The sequence below is a fragment of the Nocardia sp. NPDC003269 genome, assembly GCF_042888005.1.
In the GTDB taxonomy this organism is placed as follows: domain Bacteria; phylum Actinomycetota; class Actinomycetes; order Mycobacteriales; family Mycobacteriaceae; genus Nocardia.
Genome location: NZ_JBIAPA010000001.1, coordinates 293,444 through 309,435, shown reverse-complemented (window position 1 = coordinate 309,435; position 15,992 = coordinate 293,444). Strand labels below are relative to the sequence as shown.

Annotated in this window: 18 protein-coding genes; 10 read left to right on the top strand and 8 right to left on the bottom strand. The window is 68.7% G+C overall.

The features are described from left to right. Positions 1-160: 160 nt before the first annotated feature. From ACFYWJ_RS01405 to ACFYWJ_RS01390, 4 genes are all read right to left on the bottom strand, one after another. Entirely contained in the window at positions 161-1,510 is a 1,350-nt protein-coding gene (locus ACFYWJ_RS01405; protein ID WP_355271279.1) for a SagB family peptide dehydrogenase, read from the bottom strand. Positions 1,511-1,549: 39 nt separating this feature from the next. Continuing rightward, on the bottom strand, positions 1,550-2,527 hold the full coding sequence (locus ACFYWJ_RS01400; RefSeq protein ID WP_355271281.1) for an ABC transporter substrate-binding protein: 978 nt from the start codon (positions 2,525-2,527) through the stop codon (positions 1,550-1,552). A 108-nt stretch (positions 2,528-2,635) separates the two neighbouring features. After that, complete coding sequence (locus ACFYWJ_RS01395) at positions 2,636-4,618, bottom strand: M13 family metallopeptidase (protein ID WP_387208168.1); 1,983 nt, start codon at positions 4,616-4,618, stop codon at positions 2,636-2,638. A gap of 154 nt (positions 4,619-4,772) precedes the next feature. Then, positions 4,773-5,219, bottom strand: a complete 447-nt coding sequence (locus ACFYWJ_RS01390; protein WP_355271284.1) for a hypothetical protein — start codon at positions 5,217-5,219, stop codon at positions 4,773-4,775. Positions 5,220-5,522: 303 nt separating this feature from the next. Here ACFYWJ_RS01390 and rplN point away from each other — a divergent pair, with 303 nt between their 5' ends. The 4 genes from rplN to ACFYWJ_RS01370 are packed head-to-tail and all read left to right on the top strand — an operon-like array spanning position 5,523 to position 6,966. Beyond that, positions 5,523-5,891 carry a 50S ribosomal protein L14 gene (rplN, locus tag ACFYWJ_RS01385; protein ID WP_043647623.1) on the top strand — a complete coding sequence of 123 codons (369 nt, stop codon included), beginning with the start codon at positions 5,523-5,525 and terminating at the stop codon, positions 5,889-5,891. 2 nt (positions 5,892-5,893) lie between these two features. Further along, entirely contained in the window at positions 5,894-6,211 is a 318-nt protein-coding gene (gene rplX / locus ACFYWJ_RS01380) for a 50S ribosomal protein L24 (protein ID WP_019045061.1), read from the top strand. Position 6,212: 1 nt separating this feature from the next. Further along, positions 6,213-6,776, top strand: a complete 564-nt coding sequence (gene rplE / locus ACFYWJ_RS01375; RefSeq protein WP_019045062.1) for a 50S ribosomal protein L5 — start codon at positions 6,213-6,215, stop codon at positions 6,774-6,776. Between the two features lie 4 nt (positions 6,777-6,780). Continuing rightward, positions 6,781-6,966 carry a type Z 30S ribosomal protein S14 gene (locus ACFYWJ_RS01370; RefSeq protein WP_014981705.1) on the top strand — a complete coding sequence of 62 codons (186 nt, stop codon included), beginning with the start codon at positions 6,781-6,783 and terminating at the stop codon, positions 6,964-6,966. Between the two features lie 97 nt (positions 6,967-7,063). Here the strand turns inward: ACFYWJ_RS01370 and ACFYWJ_RS01365 are convergent, their stop codons facing one another. Next, positions 7,064-7,501: a hypothetical protein gene (locus tag ACFYWJ_RS01365; RefSeq protein ID WP_355271286.1), complete on the bottom strand. Its 438-nt coding sequence runs from the start codon at positions 7,499-7,501 to the stop codon at positions 7,064-7,066. 144 nt (positions 7,502-7,645) lie between these two features. Here ACFYWJ_RS01365 and ACFYWJ_RS01360 point away from each other — a divergent pair, with 144 nt between their 5' ends. Then, the gene (locus tag ACFYWJ_RS01360) at positions 7,646-7,900 is read left to right on the top strand and encodes a hypothetical protein (protein ID WP_355271287.1); all 255 of its coding nucleotides are present in this window, start codon (positions 7,646-7,648) and stop codon (positions 7,898-7,900) included. On the opposite strand, the gene ACFYWJ_RS01355 is transcribed toward ACFYWJ_RS01360, so the two are convergent. Both ACFYWJ_RS01355 and ACFYWJ_RS01350 read right to left on the bottom strand, forming a co-directional pair. Beyond that, the gene (locus tag ACFYWJ_RS01355) at positions 7,901-9,439 is read right to left on the bottom strand and encodes a protein kinase (protein ID WP_355271289.1); all 1,539 of its coding nucleotides are present in this window, start codon (positions 9,437-9,439) and stop codon (positions 7,901-7,903) included. Further along, a complete protein-coding gene (locus tag ACFYWJ_RS01350; protein ID WP_355271291.1) occupies positions 9,436-11,268 on the bottom strand; it encodes an ATP-binding protein in 1,833 nt (610 codons plus the stop codon). The genes ACFYWJ_RS01355 and ACFYWJ_RS01350 overlap by 4 nt, the downstream gene beginning before the upstream one ends. A 208-nt stretch (positions 11,269-11,476) precedes the next feature. Between ACFYWJ_RS01350 and ACFYWJ_RS01345 the strand changes: the two genes are divergently transcribed. Beyond that, positions 11,477-11,785: a hypothetical protein gene (locus ACFYWJ_RS01345; protein WP_355271293.1), complete on the top strand. Its 309-nt coding sequence runs from the start codon at positions 11,477-11,479 to the stop codon at positions 11,783-11,785. A 146-nt stretch (positions 11,786-11,931) separates the two neighbouring features. Continuing rightward, the gene (locus ACFYWJ_RS01340; RefSeq protein ID WP_355271295.1) at positions 11,932-12,144 is read left to right on the top strand and encodes a hypothetical protein; all 213 of its coding nucleotides are present in this window, start codon (positions 11,932-11,934) and stop codon (positions 12,142-12,144) included. Between the two features lie 18 nt (positions 12,145-12,162). On the opposite strand, the gene ACFYWJ_RS01335 is transcribed toward ACFYWJ_RS01340, so the two are convergent. Next, positions 12,163-13,722, bottom strand: coding sequence for an alpha/beta hydrolase (locus ACFYWJ_RS01335; protein WP_355271297.1), 1,560 nt, complete (start codon positions 13,720-13,722; stop codon positions 12,163-12,165). A gap of 412 nt (positions 13,723-14,134) precedes the next feature. On the opposite strand from ACFYWJ_RS01335, the gene ACFYWJ_RS01330 reads away from it, so the two are divergent. The 3 genes from ACFYWJ_RS01330 to rplF all read left to right on the top strand — a co-directional run bounded on the left by ACFYWJ_RS01330 (position 14,135) and on the right by rplF (position 15,991). Beyond that, the gene (locus tag ACFYWJ_RS01330; protein WP_387161378.1) at positions 14,135-14,803 is read left to right on the top strand and encodes a YoaK family protein; all 669 of its coding nucleotides are present in this window, start codon (positions 14,135-14,137) and stop codon (positions 14,801-14,803) included. 234 nt (positions 14,804-15,037) lie between these two features. Continuing rightward, entirely contained in the window at positions 15,038-15,436 is a 399-nt protein-coding gene (gene rpsH / locus ACFYWJ_RS01325; RefSeq protein WP_014981717.1) for a 30S ribosomal protein S8, read from the top strand. Positions 15,437-15,451: 15 nt separating this feature from the next. Continuing rightward, complete coding sequence (gene rplF, locus ACFYWJ_RS01320; RefSeq protein WP_019045067.1) at positions 15,452-15,991, top strand: 50S ribosomal protein L6; 540 nt, start codon at positions 15,452-15,454, stop codon at positions 15,989-15,991. Position 15,992: the final 1 nt, after the last annotated feature.

Sequence of the window (15,992 nt, the reverse complement as noted above, 5' to 3'; positions counted from 1 at the left end):
ATCGCATCGACCTGCGCGCGCAACGCGTCGTTGGCCGCACGGGTCGGCGCCGACCAGTCCTCGTTCATGAACCCCTCGATCCGATAGGAAGCACGTCGAAAGGTTGGACGCACGAAACCCGCCGAAGGTTCCGCGAGGTGATGTTGATCTCGTGCGGGTTTCAGACGCTCCGGGAGCCCACGATGATGCTGCCGACGTTGCATTCCTCGAGTTCGTCGAGGCCGGTGGCGGTGGCGAAGGCGGTGGTGTCGCTGAAACCCTGGGCGACGACGCCGAGGTTCATGGCGGTGGCGGTGAGGTAGAAGGTCTGCATGAGGACGCCGACGTGCTTGAGGATATTGGCGTAGGCGACCTGCTCGTAGCTCCACATGACCCGGCCCGCGCGGGCTGAGACCAGCAGCAGGACCTGGGGTTCGGCGCCGCCGGCCAGGGTGGCCGAGGTGGCCTTCAGCAGCTTCTGAACCGCGGGGGAGTCGGCGGGGGCGACCGGACGCAGGACGTGGTCGGCCGAGTCGTAGTGGTACATCCCGGTGGCCAGGCCGGCGACATTGCGGATAACCGGGTAGATCTCGAGCTCGTAGGCGCCGCCGCCGGAGGGGTAGGGGCGGGAGCCGTCGGCGCGGGTGCGGGCGCTGCGGAACAGCAGTTCGCCCAGCTGGTCGGCGGTGATCGGGGCCGCGTCGTCGAAGGCGCGGGTGGACACGCGATCCTCGAGCGTGGCGGTCAGGCTGGGGTCGGCGGCGCGCAGGCCGTCGAGGTCGGGGCGGGCCAGCGCGATCGGCTCGCCGGCGAACGGCGCGCGGCGGGCGGGCAATTCGGGGAAGCGGCCGTCGGCCCAGCGGGTCGGGCCGAAGTCGTCCCAGGTCACCGTGCGGGCGCCGAGGGTGCTGCGGCGGTGGAACCACAGGTCGGGGGCGCTCCAGGAGCGGGTGCTGAACTCGTGCTCCTCCTCGTCGCCGTCGACGAGGAAACCGCACCACTGCAGATCGGCCATGAACTGCGACTTCACCGCGGCGGGCACCGGCGAGTCGGCCGCCATCGGGCCGTCGAGCAGCGCGAGCAGCCGCGGATCGTGGATGCGCAGATCGCACCACGCCCGCGGGTGCTCGAGCACGAAACCCTGGGCGTCGCGGTGCAGTACGGCGAACTTCGACAGCGTCGCCGACCAGCTCGGCAGGGCCACCTCGGGACGCGGCGCGGGTTCGGCGAACGGGCGGATGCTGTAGAGGTCGCGGCCGCCGTCGCGCACCGTGACGGCCAGCCAGCCGCCGTCGGTGAGCTTGCGCATGAGCCCGGTGATGTCGTCACCGGCGGCGGCGGTCGACATCTCGGCCGCCGTCGCCGGGCCCTGGTTGAGCGTCTTCAACGCCTGCAGCGCCCCCGCGCCCAGCCCGGTCAGCTTCACGTTGCGCGGCGGATTCAGCAGCACGGCCCCGGCCGGGGTGGTGAGGCAGGTGACTCCGGCGCGCAGCGAGAATCGGGTCTGGGCGGGATACGTGGAGGCGAGCACAGCGCAGTCCTTGCTGGGTCGAACGTGGTGGGGGAGGTGCTACTTCGCCGCGGCGGCGAAGGCGGGGCCCAGCTTGTCGAGGATGTAGGGCACCGACAGCGCGGAAGGCTGGTTGATGGCGCTGATCTCCTGCGTGGTCAGGAAGACCACCGAGCCCTTCTGCACCGACGGCAGCTCGTTGTAGCCGGGCAGCTGGCGGTACTTCTCGTCCAGGCCGGGGGAGTAGCCGGCCAGCAGCAGGTCGGCGGACAGCTCGTCGACGCGCTCGGGCGAGAGCGCCAGGCGACCCTGGTTGGACGGCTGCGCGGTGAGGTTGGCCGGGATACCCATGCCCAGCTGGGTGAAGACCTTGGCCGAGCCGTCGTTGGGGTCGGTCAGCACCATCAGCTGCGCGGGGCTGGCCAGCCAGGTGCTGGCGAAGGTCTTGCCCTTCAGGCCCGGGTTGGCGGCGCTGATCGCGGCGAGCTTGTCGTCGACCTTCTTGATCACCGCGGTCGCGTCGGATTCCTTGTGCAACACCTTGCCCAGCGCGGTGACCTGGTCCTGCCACGGGCTGACGGCGTCCTTGGTCAGCGCGGGCAGCGTCGGCGCGATCTTGGACAGCTCGTCGTAGGTCTTCTGGTCGGCGATGAACGGATCGGCAAGGATCAGGTCCGGCTCCAGCGCGGCGACCTGCTCGGCGATGCTGCCCGTGGTGTTGAGGGCCTTGGCCGACTTCAGGCTCTCCGGCTCCCACGGCGGGGTGCTCTTGGAGACCGCGGAGACGTTGTCGATGTAGCCGACGGGGACGACGCCGAGCGCCAGCGTGGTGTCGAGCCACTGGTTGCCCAGGGCGACGATCTTCGTCGGCGTCCCGGTGACGGTGGTCTCGCCCCTGGCATGGGTCACGGTGACTGGCTCGCCCGAGCCCGCGGCATCGTCGCTGGAACCGCAGGCGGCGACGCCGAAGGCGAGCGCACCGGCGAGTGCGGCCACGGCCACGCGCCGCCAGCCGCGCGAAGTCCGAACAGACGTCATCGTTGCATCCTCCTTCATCGAGGAAGGTCCTCGATCGGCTCGCACGAGCCGGTTCCAGCGTAGGTCAGCCTAGGCTAACCTACGTCGGTTTCGGAGGGGGAATCGTCCCTAGAGTGTCACTCGCTGATCCTGCGGCATGAACAGCTTGTCGCCGTCCTTCACCTCGAAGGTGGTGTAGAACTCGCCGATATTGCGGACGACCTGATTGCAGCGGAACTCGTTGGGCGAGTGGGTGTCCTGCAGCGACTGCAGGGTCGCCTCCTCGGTCTGCTTGTCGCGCCACTGCCGCGCCCAGGAGAAGAACATGGTGCGGAAATCGGGCTGCGCGCCGGTGCGCTGGGCGAGTTTCTGATACGCCGCCAGCGCGATCTGCAGGCCGCGCAGGTCGGCCAGGTTCTCGCCGACGGTGAGGGCGCCGTTGACGTGCTGTCCTTCGGGCGCGCCCTCGGGGACCAGGACGTCGTACTGCTCGATGAGCTGCTGGGTCTTGGCGTCGAAGGCGGCGCGATCCTCCGGGGTCCACCAGTCGCGGCGGTTGCCGTCGCCGTCGTACTTGGAGCCCTGGTCGTCGAAGCCGTGCCCGATCTCGTGGCCGATCGTCGAGCCGACGGCGCCGTAGTTGACGGCGTCCTGGGCGTCCTTGTCGAAGAACGGCGGCTGCAGGTAGGCGGCGGGGAAGACGATCTGGTTGGTGGTCGGGCTGTAGTAGGCGTTCACCGTCTGCGGCGACATGCTCCACTCCGACTTGTCCACCTCGGTGCCGAGCCGGGCGAACGCGCGCTTGGACTCGAACGCGTTGATGGCGATGAGGGACTCGATCAGCTTGCCGCGGGTCACCCGCACCGAGGAGTAGTCGACCCACTTGTCGGGGTAGCCGATCTGGGCGACGATCTTGTCCAGCTTGGCGATCGAGGCCTCGCGGGTTGGCTGCGACATCCACGTCGAGTTGGTGAAGTTGTCACGGTAGGCGGCGCGCAGGTCGTCGACCATCACCATGGCGCGTTCCTTGGCCGCAGGCGGGAAGTGCTTGTCCACGTACAGCTTGCCCAGCGGTTCGCCGAGATTGTCGTCGACGACGCCCACCGCGGAGCGCCACATCTCCGGCTTCTCCGCCAGGCCGCTGAGCACCCGGCCGACGAAGTCGAAGCGCGCGTCGGCGATCGCCTTGGGCAGGAAGCGGGCGTAGGTGTTGGCGATCTGCAGCTTCAGGTAGTCGCGCCACTGGGCGACGTCGACCTCGCTCCACAGCTGCGCGGCCGCGGTGACGAACGACGGCTGGCCGACGACCATCTTGTCGAACAGCGACTTGGGCCGGTCGGTCATGCCCGCCAGCCACGGATCCCAGTCGAACTGCGGGCCGAGCGCGGTCAGCTCCTGCCAGCTCATCAGGTTGTAGGTGGCGTCGGTGTTGCGCAGGCGCACGCTGTCCCAGTGGTTGGCGGCGATCCGCTTCTCCAGGTCGACGGTGCGCTGCGCGACCCCGGCCTGGTCGGCCATGCCGAGGCCCTTGGCCAGCTGCTCGAGGTAGGTCTGGTAGCCCGCCAGCTGCGCGGCGAACTCGGGCTTGCGGTAGTACTGCTCGCCCAGGGTGAGCCCCGCCTGGCTGACGCTGGGGATGTAGGCCTTGGAGTTCTTGCGGTCGATGCCGATGCCCATCCCGATCAGCCCGGAGATCGGCGCCTCGGCCATGATCCTGGCCAGCTCGGGCTTGCCCGCCGCCTGGTCGAGCGCGGTGAACAGGCCGTTGAGCGGCGTGATGCCGAGGCGCTCGATCTCATCGAGGTCGAGGCGGGCGTCGTAGAGGTCCTTGATCTGCTGGGCCTCGGTCCCCGGCTTGGGATTCTCGATGCCCTCGATGATCTCGCGCAGCTGGGCGAGGGTGCGGTCGTTGGCGTCGGTGATCGCGCCGACCGAGGCCTTGTCCGGGGGCAGCTGGTAGTCGCGCAGCCAGGCGCCGTTGACGTGGCGGTACAGGTCGTCCTGCGGGCGGATCGCCGGATCGCCGCCGCCCATGTCCACGCCGGTGAGCTGCACTTCGGGGGAATCCGACGTGCAGGAGGCCAGCGCGGCGGCCACGGGCACCAGGCCCATGGCGATCAGGAATGCGCGCCGATCCACGACCGACGGACGACCGGACGATGTCACTGGTTTTCCTTCCCCGATGCGGCAGCCGCACCCCTGCTCGTTGCGATCCGCCCAGGCTACCGGCGGCCGGGCCGATCGGGGGAGGTAGCGGTGGTGCGGGCTAGTCCGAGGAGAGGCCGGCGCTGCCGGTGGCCAGGTCGCAGGCCAGGCCGCTACCCGCGTTCAGGATCTTCGCGACGGTGGGCACCCGCTTGGTGACCAGCGGCGCGCCGGTGGCGTGCAGCAGCAGCGAGAGCTGCACCTCGACCTCGGTCTCGACGTGGTAGTAGGCGGTAGCCTTGGCCACGGTGGCGCCGCCGACGGTCACCTCCAGGTCGACGGTGTCGCTGGCGAAGAACTTGCCGTTGGCGACGAAGTCGACCTGCGCGCCGACGTAGTCGTCGAGGCCGACGACATCGATCTTGGAGGTGCAGCCGACGGTGAGGGTGTCGGTGAGCATGTCGATGATCGGGCCCGCGGCGGCGTGCGGCGTGGCCAGGGCGAGCACGGCGGCGAACGCGCTCGCGGTGGTCGCGATCCGGCGGGTGGTCGGCAGGGTGATGTGCATGTGCGACTCCTCATCCGCTCGTACCTCGACGAGCAGGGCGACCGTAGCAACGGCGTGACCGCGCCCACAGGGGTTTGAAACATATCTGCTTCAGATTCGTGGGAACGACCCCCGATTTGGGTCGACCTGGGGATTCACCTACACTAGACCGGTTGCCTGCGGGAGCTCTGCGCCCGCAATCCGGCAGTGAACCCCCAGTGGTAGGTATTTCCGCTGGCAGGCGCGCGTCCGGAGGGCGACTGACCATGTGCGTCGGGTCGGCAATCCGGCGTACGTATACATCCAGGTCCAGGAGGTGCTGAAGTGATTCAGCAGGAGTCGCGACTGCGCGTCGCCGACAACACCGGGGCGAAGGAAATCCTTTGCATCCGCGTGCTCGGTGGCTCGTCGCGTCGCTATGCCGGTATCGGTGACATCATCGTCGCCACCGTCAAGGACGCCATCCCCGGCGCGAACGTCAAGAAGGGCGACGTCGTCAAGGCTGTCGTCGTGCGCACCGTCAAGGAGCGCCGCCGTCCGGACGGTTCCTACATCAAGTTCGACGAGAACGCTGCCGTGCTGATCAAGCCGGACAACGATCCTCGCGGCACCCGCATCTTCGGCCCGGTCGGCCGTGAGCTGCGTGACAAGCGCTTCATGAAGATCGTTTCGCTGGCCCCGGAGGTGCTCTGACAATGAAGGTGCACAAGGGTGACACCGTCCTCGTCATCTCGGGCAAGGACAAGGGCGCCAAGGGCAAGGTCATCCAGGCCTACCCGGCGACCGGCAAGGTTCTCGTCGAAGGCGTGAACCGCATCAAGAAGCACGTCGCGGATTCCGCGAACCAGCGTGGCGCCTCCTCGGGTGGCATCGTGACCCAGGAAGCCCCCATCCAGGTTTCCAACGTGATGGTCGTCGACTCCGACGGTAACCCGACCCGCGTCGGCTACCGCACCGACGAAGAGACCGGCAAGCGGGTTCGGATCTCCCGTAAGAACGGGAAGGACATCTGACATGACCACCTCTGAGCAGACTCAGCCCCGGCTGAAGGCGCGCTACCGCGCCGAGATCAAGGACGCGCTGAACAGCGAGTTCGAGTACGCCAACGTGATGCAGATCCCGGGCGTCGTCAAGGTCGTCGTGAACATGGGTGTCGGTGACGCCGCCCGTGACGCGAAGCTGATCAACGGTGCCATCAAGGACCTCGAGCTGATCACCGGTCAGAAGCCGGAGGTCCGCAAGGCCACCAAGTCGATCGCGCAGTTCAAGCTCCGTGAGGGCATGCCGATCGGCGCCAAGGTCACCCTCCGTGGCGACCGCATGTGGGAGTTCCTGGATCGCCTGGTCTCCATCGCGCTGCCGCGTATCCGCGACTTCCGCGGTCTGTCGCCGAAGCAGTTCGACGGCAACGGCAACTACACGTTCGGCCTGAGCGAGCAGTCGATGTTCCACGAGATCGACGTGGATTCCATCGACCGCCCGCGCGGTATGGACATCACCGTGGTGACCACTGCGACCAACAACGAAGAAGGCCGTGCGCTGCTCAAGCACCTCGGCTTCCCGTTCAAGGAGAACTGAGCACATGGCCAAGAAAGCACTGGTCAACAAGGCCAACGCCAAGCCGAAGTTCGCGGTCCGCGCCTACACCCGCTGCCAGCGTTGCGGCCGCCCCCACGCGGTGTACCGCAAGTTCGGCCTGTGCCGCGTGTGCCTGCGCGAGATGGCCCACCGTGGCGAGCTCCCGGGCGTGCACAAGAGCTCCTGGTGAGCCCGCGCTCCTCGTGAGCGCAGCCGCCTAGGCGAATAACGAACGAAGGCACGGACTTCCCTCGGGAGTCCGTGCCTTCGCGCGTTCGCGGCACGGGTCAGCCGGTGTGTGCCTGCCATTCCGCCCAGGCTTCGTCGAGCAGGGACGCGACGGCGTCGTAGGTTTCCCAGGTGTCGGGGACGTGGTAGGTGGTCTCGTACCGCGCGACCTCGGGGATGGAGTCGTAGGCGCGCAGGTACTGGCGGTAGGCGGCCGCGGCGAAGGCTTGGCCGCGGTCGTTGAGGTCGCCCTCGTTCAGTTCTCCGCAGCAGTGGTCGAGTAGGTAGCGGCCGGGTGTCTTCGTGCGTTCGCGCAGCGCCGCCAGCTCCGGCCGCGGCAGGGGTTCCGGTTCGCCCCAGGCGAGCACGGTCGGCGAATGCAGGTCGTTGGCGACCGCCCACGCGTAGAACATCCCGATATGGGTCGCGCCCGCCTCGCTGTCCAGGCCGAGTTCCGAGGTGGTGTCCGAGTGCCAGCCGCAGTCGTCGTAGGTCATTGATCCGTCCCCCGTGGTCGATGGATCCCCAGGATCGCAGGCCGCACCGACAATTCGGTCGGTGGGCGCGCGCGGTGGCCGGAAGTTAGGTGAAATATGTGGATTTCACTCTTGCGAGGCGGCGGTGTCGTGTTCCCTTGGCGCATGAAGAAGATCGCTACCGCCGCCGTCCTGTCCTGCGCACTGCTGTCCGCGCCCGCCGTCGCCTCCGCCGCTCCCGTCGCGCCCGCGCCGGTCGCCGAGTCCGGGTCGTCGCAGGGCGGGACGGGGTCCGCGCAGGGCGGGTCGGGATCGTCGGAGACCGCGCTGATCTGCTCGCCGATCGCGCAGTTGCTGTTCGCCACCGGCAGCGTCGAGAAGCCGCCGCTCTACGACCTGATGTGCATGATCGTCGGCTAGTCAGGTCTCGACCCGGAGGTGGGTCAGGACCGCGAGGACGCGGCGGTGGTCGTCGGGTTCGGGCTGGAGGCCGAGCTTGGCGAAGATGCTGCGGACATGGGTTTCGATCGTGCGCTCGCCCAGGAACAGCGCGGCGCCGATCGCCCGGTTGGACCGTCCTTCGGCCATCAGCCGCAGCACCTCGCGCTCGCGCGGTGAGAGTTCGTCCAGCGGCAGGGCGCCGTGGTGCGGTCGCGAGACCAGGCGGCCGACCAGGTCGGGATCGATCGCCGAGCCGCCCGCGGCGACCCGCTCCAGCGCCGTCACGAACTCGTCGATATCGGAGACCCGGTCCTTGAGCAGGTAGCCGAGGCTGCGGGCGCCGCCGGACAGCAGATCGAGCACGTTCTCGGTCTCGATGTACTGCGAGAGCAGCAGCACCGCCGTCTCGGGATAGTCGCGGCGGATGGTGACCGCGGCGTCGATGCCCTCGGTGGTGCAGGTCGGCGGCATCCTGATGTCGACCACGGCGACATCGGGTCGGTGCGCCCGGACCAGCCCCAGCAGGGCCACCGCGTCGGCCGCCTGGCCCGCTACCTCCATGCCCTCGTCCTCGAGCAGCCGGGCGATGCCCTGGCGCAGCAGTGCGGAGTCGTCGGCGAGCACGACCCGCAGGCGCGGCTCGGCGGCCGGGTGTTCGGTGGTCGTGTCGGCGGACGCGGTGAGCACCGCTCCAGCCGCGGCGGCGAACTCGCCGCAGGTCGGATACCGGTCAGCCGGGCTCTTCGCCATCGCCCTGGTGAGCACCGCGTCGAAGGCTTTCGGCAGGGCGGGCAGCAGGGCGCTCGGCTGCGGAATCGGTCCGTTGAGGTGACCGTTCATGATGGCGGCCTGGCTCGGTCCCGGATAGGGCGGACTGCCGGTGAGCAGGTGGAACAGCGTGCAGCCCAGCGAGTATTCGTCGGCGCGGTGATCGATGGTCCGGCCCTCGATCTGTTCGGGGGCTGCGTAGCGGAGGGTGGCCACCAGCATCCCGGCGGCGGTCAGATTCACGGTGTCGTCGAGCGCCTTGGCGATGCCGAAGTCCGTCAGCAGCACCCGTTCGCCCGCGTTCGGCTCGGTGGCGGCGGCCAGCAGGATGTTCGCCGGGTTGACGTCGCGGTGGAACACACCGGCCCGATGCGCGTAGTCGAGTCCCGCCGCGACCGTTTCGACGATGTGCACCGCCCGCTCCGGCGCGACCGGCCCGTCGCGCAGCAGTCGCGCCGCATCGGTGCCCGCCACCAGCTGCATCGCGATCCAGAGTCGATCGCCTTCGCGGCCGCGGTCGTAGACCGCCACGATGGCGGGATGGTCGAGGCGGGCGGCGTGGTCGGCTTCGAATTCGAAGCGGGTGCGGACGTAGTCGTCGCCGGTGAGCGCGGGATGCAGCACTTTGAGTGCGACGGTGCGGGGCAGCGTCGGGTGCCGGGCCGCGTAGACCGTGCCCATGCCACCCGAGCCGAGCGTCCGCTCGATCGTGTAGCCGGCGAAGACCGTCCCGGGTTCGAGGTCGCTCATGTCGTGTCCTCCGGGTGCAGGGGCAGCGTCGCGGTGAGGACCGTGCCCGCGCCGGGCGGGCTGTCGACCAGCAGACTGCCGCCGAGCGCCGCCGCGCGATCATCCAGGCCGCTGAGCCCGCCGCCGGGGCCGAGGCAGGCGCCGCCCCGGCCGTCGTCGGCGATCACCAGCCGCACGGCGTCGTCGACGACCTCCACGTCGATATCGACGTGCGTTCCGCCGGAATGCTTGGCCGCGTTGGTGACCGCCTCGGCGGCGATGAAATACGCGGCCAGCTCCACCCCGGGCGGTGGCCGCGGGGTCAGCGTGCCGTGGATGCGCACGGGGATGGGGGAGCGTTCGGCGAGTGAGGTCAGCGCGGCCGTGAGACCGCGCTCGGCCAGGATCGGCGGGAACACGCCCCTGGCCAGCTCGCGCAGTTCGCCGAGCGCGGTATCGAGCTCGGCGGCACCGCGGGTGACCAGGTCGCCTCTGGTCGCGGTGTCGGGGGCGCGCTGGGCCCGGCGCAGCAGCAGTGCCGCGGCGACCAGCCGTTGCTGGGCGCCGTCGTGCAGATCGCGTTCGACGCGGCGGCGTTCGGCGTCGCCCGCGGCCACGATGCGCTCCCTGGAGCGGCGGACCTCGGCGAGCTGGGTCTGCAGATCATTGCGCAGGCGTTCGTGGTCGAGCGCGAGTTCGGTCGCGCCGCGCACGGCAGCCAGCAGTTCGGGTTCGTTCCGCAATTGCCGGTCGTAGACGAGGGCGGCCGCCGCGGTGCCGTCGCGTTCGAGGACGGTCGCCACCCGGTGGCCGGGGCCGCGCGGCAGTTCGCGGAGTTTGCCCTGGTCGTCGACGTAACTGCCGCGCTCGGCGTCGAACGTCCACAGGGCGAGGGTTGGGTCGTGCAGTGCGCGGCGCAGTGCCTCGGCGAAGCCGGAACTGATCGGGGCCGCGCCGATCTCGACCATCGCGGCACCCACGGCCGCGCGCGCCATCCGGTACCGCACCTGTCCGAACGCGATGGCCATCGGCAGCAGCACCATCGGGATGTAGCGCAGATTCAGGGTCCAGCCGTGCAGCGAGCCGGGGAACCGGATGGCGGTCAGCATCATCCACAGGATGGCCACGCCGGCGACCGTCGCCAGCATCATGATGGGCGCGAAGCCCGACCGATACGCTGCGGTGCCGGATCGCCAGCGCCGGATCACGACGACGATCGCGGTCACGGCGACGACGAAGGCGATCGCGCCGACGGTGAGCTGGATCCGATCGGCCAGCGCCGCGTCATGGCGGATCAGCAACAGATTGACCGAGGTCGACGGGTGCGGCGCGGGCACCTCCCGCGGATCGAAGAACAGCCACTCGGCCGATACCCCGATCACGGCCAGCACCCAGCACACCGCCACATACCAGCGTTCCCAGGATTGCCGCAGCCGCCCCGACGGAAAGCCGAGCAGCACCGGAATCATCACCGGCAGATAGATATTCGTCAGTACCGCGCCCGCGGTGAACAGCGCGGGGTCGCTGGATCGGCGGACACCGCAGGCCAGCCAGACCAGACCGGCGAGCACGAACAGCGGCCCGGCGAGATCGTGTGGCCGGTTCGTCCAGGTGAACAGCCCCGACGCCACGAACGACGCCCCGGTCAGCAGGAACAGCGTGAGCTCCAGCCTGCCGAACTTCGGCGAATGCTGCGCCGCCGCGAACGCCTCGCGCGGACCGAGTAGCAGAATCCGGGCCGGGTCGTAGAGGGCCGCCTCCGACCAGTCGACCGACAGCACCACGGCGACGCTCAACGCGGCGGCGCAGGCCGTCACGCCACTGATGAGCGCGATCGTGCGAGGTGTCATCGAACAGCCTCCGACTACCCGATCTACTCAGGATCCTCCGCCGGAAACAGAGGCACAACCGCCAGCGGAATCCGTGCTGCCACGGAGCCGATTCCGTGCTCTCACGGAAGTGGAATGTGCAGGTCAAGCCCTACTTTTGGGGTGTGCCGCCGACCGGTGGCCGACCCCACCACCGCCGTTGTCCGGCGGCCACATCAAGGAGATTCCGATGAGAAACCACACCGGCCGAATGGCCGTCGCGCTCGGCACGCTGGCCTCTGCTCTCGCCCTCGGCTCTGGGGTCGCTTCCGCGGGTCCGGTGATCACGTCCGATCCCGCTCCGGGGGTCCAGGCGAAGATCACCGGGACCTTCCTCGACCTGAACACCTACGACTGCACGGTGCTGTCGTTTGCCGGGGTAGGCGCCGGAAACGGCAGTTGGGCGACCCCGGGATACGCGTCCGGCCTCTTCCTCGCGCCCAGCCCAGCGCTGGGGCTGTGCAGCAACGGAGGCGTCGTACTCGGGTCAGTCGGCTGACGGATTCCTGTCGGCGCCGTCGAACGTCATCGGTGCGGCGGGCTGACGGAATCGTCGCTCCGAAGGTATGGAACTCGTGCCCTCGGAGGCAATGCCCCGGCAACTCGGGGCGTGCGCACCGCCGGGGCGGACGGCACGGTAGAGCCATGAAGAAGTTTGCCGTGTCCTCCGCCCTCGCACTGTCCCTCCTCGCCCCCGCCGTCACCGCGGCCACCGCGCACGCCGAGGCGCCGGTCGCGGGCACCGGCTCGTCGAGCCTGGATGTGCTGTGCAGCCCGATCGGTGGACTGCTCGTCCTCGCGGGCAGCGCGGAGAATCCCTACGGCCCGCTGCTCACCGCGGTGTGTGTGTCCCGCTGATCGGCGGGTTTCCTCGGGTCAGCGGAAGGGGGACCGGTCGATCCCGCAGCGGAGGTCGGCCGGGGGCAGCTGACCGGTGAACAGATAGTCGCGCTTGACGTGTTCGGCGCAGGTGCTGGGCACGTACATGCTGCTGTGCCCGGCACCTTCCACCACGACCACCTGGGCGTTGGCGAGCTGCGCGGCGCCCGCGACGGCGCCACGCAGCGGCGTCGCCGGGTCGTATCTGCTGTTCAGGACCAGGATCGGCGCGGCGGTTTCGCGATTCCACGGACCGGTGTAGCGGTCGGCGTCGCGCGCGGGCCAGAAGGCGCACGGCGTGGCGTTGAAGACGGCGGTGCGGCCGAAATACGGGACCCGCAGGTCTTCGATGGCGCCGACCCGGCTGTACACGGCGGGGTCAGCCGGGACGGCGCTGTCGGCGCACTGGATCGAATAGAACGCCTCGACGCGATTGCCGGGCTGCTCCTTCGCGAAGATCGCGTCGTGCGTCACCGCCGGGAGCAGCGCGGTACCGGCGTCGAAGAGCTGCTGTAGCAGGCTCGCCAGGTCGGGGTAGGTCTCCGGGCGCGCGAGGCCGCCCGCGGCGGCCACGATCTGACCGTAGGTCCACGCGGTGCCGTCGACGACGATGGGCGCCAGACGCGCGCGTTCGGCGAGCGCGATCCACTTGAGCTTCGGCTCGCCCGCCGCGAACGCGCAGCCAGGGCCCGCGGCCGAGCAGTTGCGCAGGAACGCGTCGAAGGTCTCGGCGACGGCATCGGCCACGCCCTGCCTGGTGTCCAGCGGGAGGTTCGCGCCGTCACCGCCGTGTCCGTTCGCGTTGCCCTCGAAGTCCAGCGACCCGTCCAGCGCCATCGCCCGCACCCGGCCGGGGAACATGTTGGCGTAGACCGCGCCGACCTGCGTCCCGTAGGAGATGCCGTGATAGGTCAGCGCCGCGTCGCCGACCGCGCGGCGCAGCAACTCCAGGTCACGGACGGTGTTCGCGGTCGAGGCGTGTGCCAGGATCGGGCCCGCTGACGCGCCGCAGCGGCTCGCGATATCGGCGGAGCGATCGAAGAACTCCGCCTCCTCGGCCGGGCTCTCCGGCGTGCCGGGGAACGTCGCGAAGTAGGCCTGTTGCTCGTCGTGCGAGGGAAAACAGCTGGTCGGAGCGCTGCGTGCGACCGAACGCGGGTCCCACGACACCAGATCGAAGCGGGCTCGCAGTTCCTCGGAGAACAGCCACGGCCACCGCGCCCGCTCGCGGAGCCGGTCGACACCCGACGGTCCCGGCCCGCCGAAGTTCACGAACAGCGTCCCGATGCGCCGACCGGGGTCGGTCGCCGGCAGCTTGATCACCGCCAGCTCGATCTGCTCACCCCGCGGACTGTGATAGTCCAGCGGCACCTGCGCCCAGGTGCAGGAGAAGCCGTCCTCGCAGTCCGACCACTGCAGGCCGGGGGTGCTGGCGGCCTCTGCCAGCGGGTCGACGTACGGGTCGGCCGCGTGCGCGGGAGCCGGGACGGTGAGGGCGCCGAGACCGAGCAGAACAGCGAGTACGCGAGTCCAGCTACGGCGAGTTCCACGGCGCACAGAGCGCGAATACAACTGCCGAGCCTCCTGCACAGATCGGACGAACCTCGCGAAGCTATCACATGCTTACTTCAGGAAACTAGTTGGCGGCGAACAGAATTCGCCGTACCGGTCTCGTGCGGCAGGGTCGCCCGGCTGCTCGGCGTCCGCCGCTCCGGAATATGTTTCGAATTGTTCAGTGAACGTGAGGTTAAATATCTCGCGGCCAATTCTGTGTTTTTCCCGATAATCGCGAAATCGCACTGGCCGGGTCCCGGTGCCGTCGCTACGCTCGGGATGATCGCGTGGAAATTCGGCGCGACGGGTGTCAAAGACGATCCCTGATTCCAGAACAAGCGGAGGATGTGGGATTGTGACGGCAACCACAGAGAAAACCGGGCGTGACCTGGGCCACCGGCGGCCGCTACGAGGGATGCCCGCGGGTGCGATGCCGATGGTCGCCTTTCTTTCGATATTGGCCGGATTTATCGGCGCGGCCGCATATACGCATTCCGCCGGATATTTCGTGACATTCATGACCGGAAATACCGAGCGAGCCGTTCTCGGTTGGTTCGACAATGACGCGGTGCTGGCCACCGGCGCGATCACCCTGCTGTTCTCGTTCGGCCTCGGCGTGTTCGTCGCCTCGATGCTGCGACGGCGGGTGTGGCGCGACAGCAGGCACGGCGCGGCCGTGGTGACCACGACGGCGCTGGCCGTGGCGGCCGTCGTCGACTGGGTGCTCGACCGCACGGGCGGGCAGGAGGTGGGGTTCATTCCCATCGCCTTCGTCGCGTTCGCGGTCGGCGCGCTCAACACCGCCTTCGTCAAGGACGGCGAGACCAGCGTGCCGCTCAGCTACGCCACCGGGACGGTGGTGAAGCTCAGTCAAGGGATCGAGAGCCATGTCAGCGGCGGTAGCGCCCGGGATTGGCTCGGCTACGCCACGCAGTACGGTGCCTTCGCCGTCGGCGCCTTCCTCGGCGGCATCATGAGCATGCTGGTCGGCGGCGAGATGATGCTGATCGTGGCCACCGCGGTCTCGGGCGCGGCGATCCTGCTCACAGCCAAGGCCGCGACCCGGCCCCAGATTTTGTCCTGACCACGGCATTGCCTACACTAGAGCGGTTGCCTGGGCACCTCTGTGTCCGCTGGCGCCTCGCCGACTGTAGGTGAGGCCGGCGGACGGTCCAGGCGCCGAGAGCTCGTAAAGAGAACTCATCCGGTCGGTAAGTGCCGTCCGGACCAGCCGAATTGTTGTAGGCCCACGGTCGGCGTGCGAGAGCGCGCCGATGCTGCATGGGAACCGCAGCGAGAAAGGTGTCGAGGTCTAACCATGACCATGACTGATCCGATCGCAGACTTCTTGACGCGTCTGCGCAACGCCAACTCGGCGTACCACGATCAGGTGAAGGCGCCCCACTCCAAGCTCAAGGCGAACATCGCCGAGATCTTGAAGCGCGAGGGCTACATCGCCGATTACCGCACCGAAGACGCGACCGTGGGCAAGTCCCTCGTCGTCGATCTGAAGTACGGCCCCAGCCGTGAGCGCAGCCTGCAGGGCCTGCGTCGCGTCTCGAAGCCGGGTCTGCGTGTGTACGCGAAGTCCACCAACCTGCCCAAGGTCCTCGGCGGCCTCGGCGTGGCGATCATTTCCACGTCGACCGGTCTGCTCACCGACCGTCAGGCGGCCAAGCAGGGCGTGGGCGGCGAAGTCCTCGCCTACGTCTGGTAAGGGAGGTCAGGACTAATGTCGCGTATTGGTAAGAAGCCCATCGAGATTCCGGCCGGCGTCGACGTCACCATCGACGGCCAGGTCGTCACGGTGAAGGGGCCCAAGGGCACCCTGTCGCACACCGTGGCCGAGCCGATCACCGTCACCAAGGGTGAGGGTAACGAGCTCGAGGTCGCCCGTCCCAACGACGAGCGCGCCAACCGTTCGCTGCACGGCCTTTCCCGCACCCTGATCGCCAACATGATCGAGGGTGTCACCAAGGGCTACGAGAAGAAGATGGAAATCTTCGGTGTCGGTTACCGTGTGGCCGCCAAGGGCTCGAACCTCGAGTTCGCCCTGGGCTACAGCCACCCGGTGCCGATCGAGGCCCCGGAGGGCATCACCTTCGCGGTGGAATCGCCCACCAAGTTCTCTGTGTCCGGCATCGACAAGCAGAAGGTCGGCCAGATCTCCGCTGTCATCCACGGACTGCGTAAGCCCGACCCGTACAAGGGCAAGGGCATCCGCTACGCCGGCGAGGTCGTTCGCCGCAAGGTCGGAAAGACGGGTAAGTGAT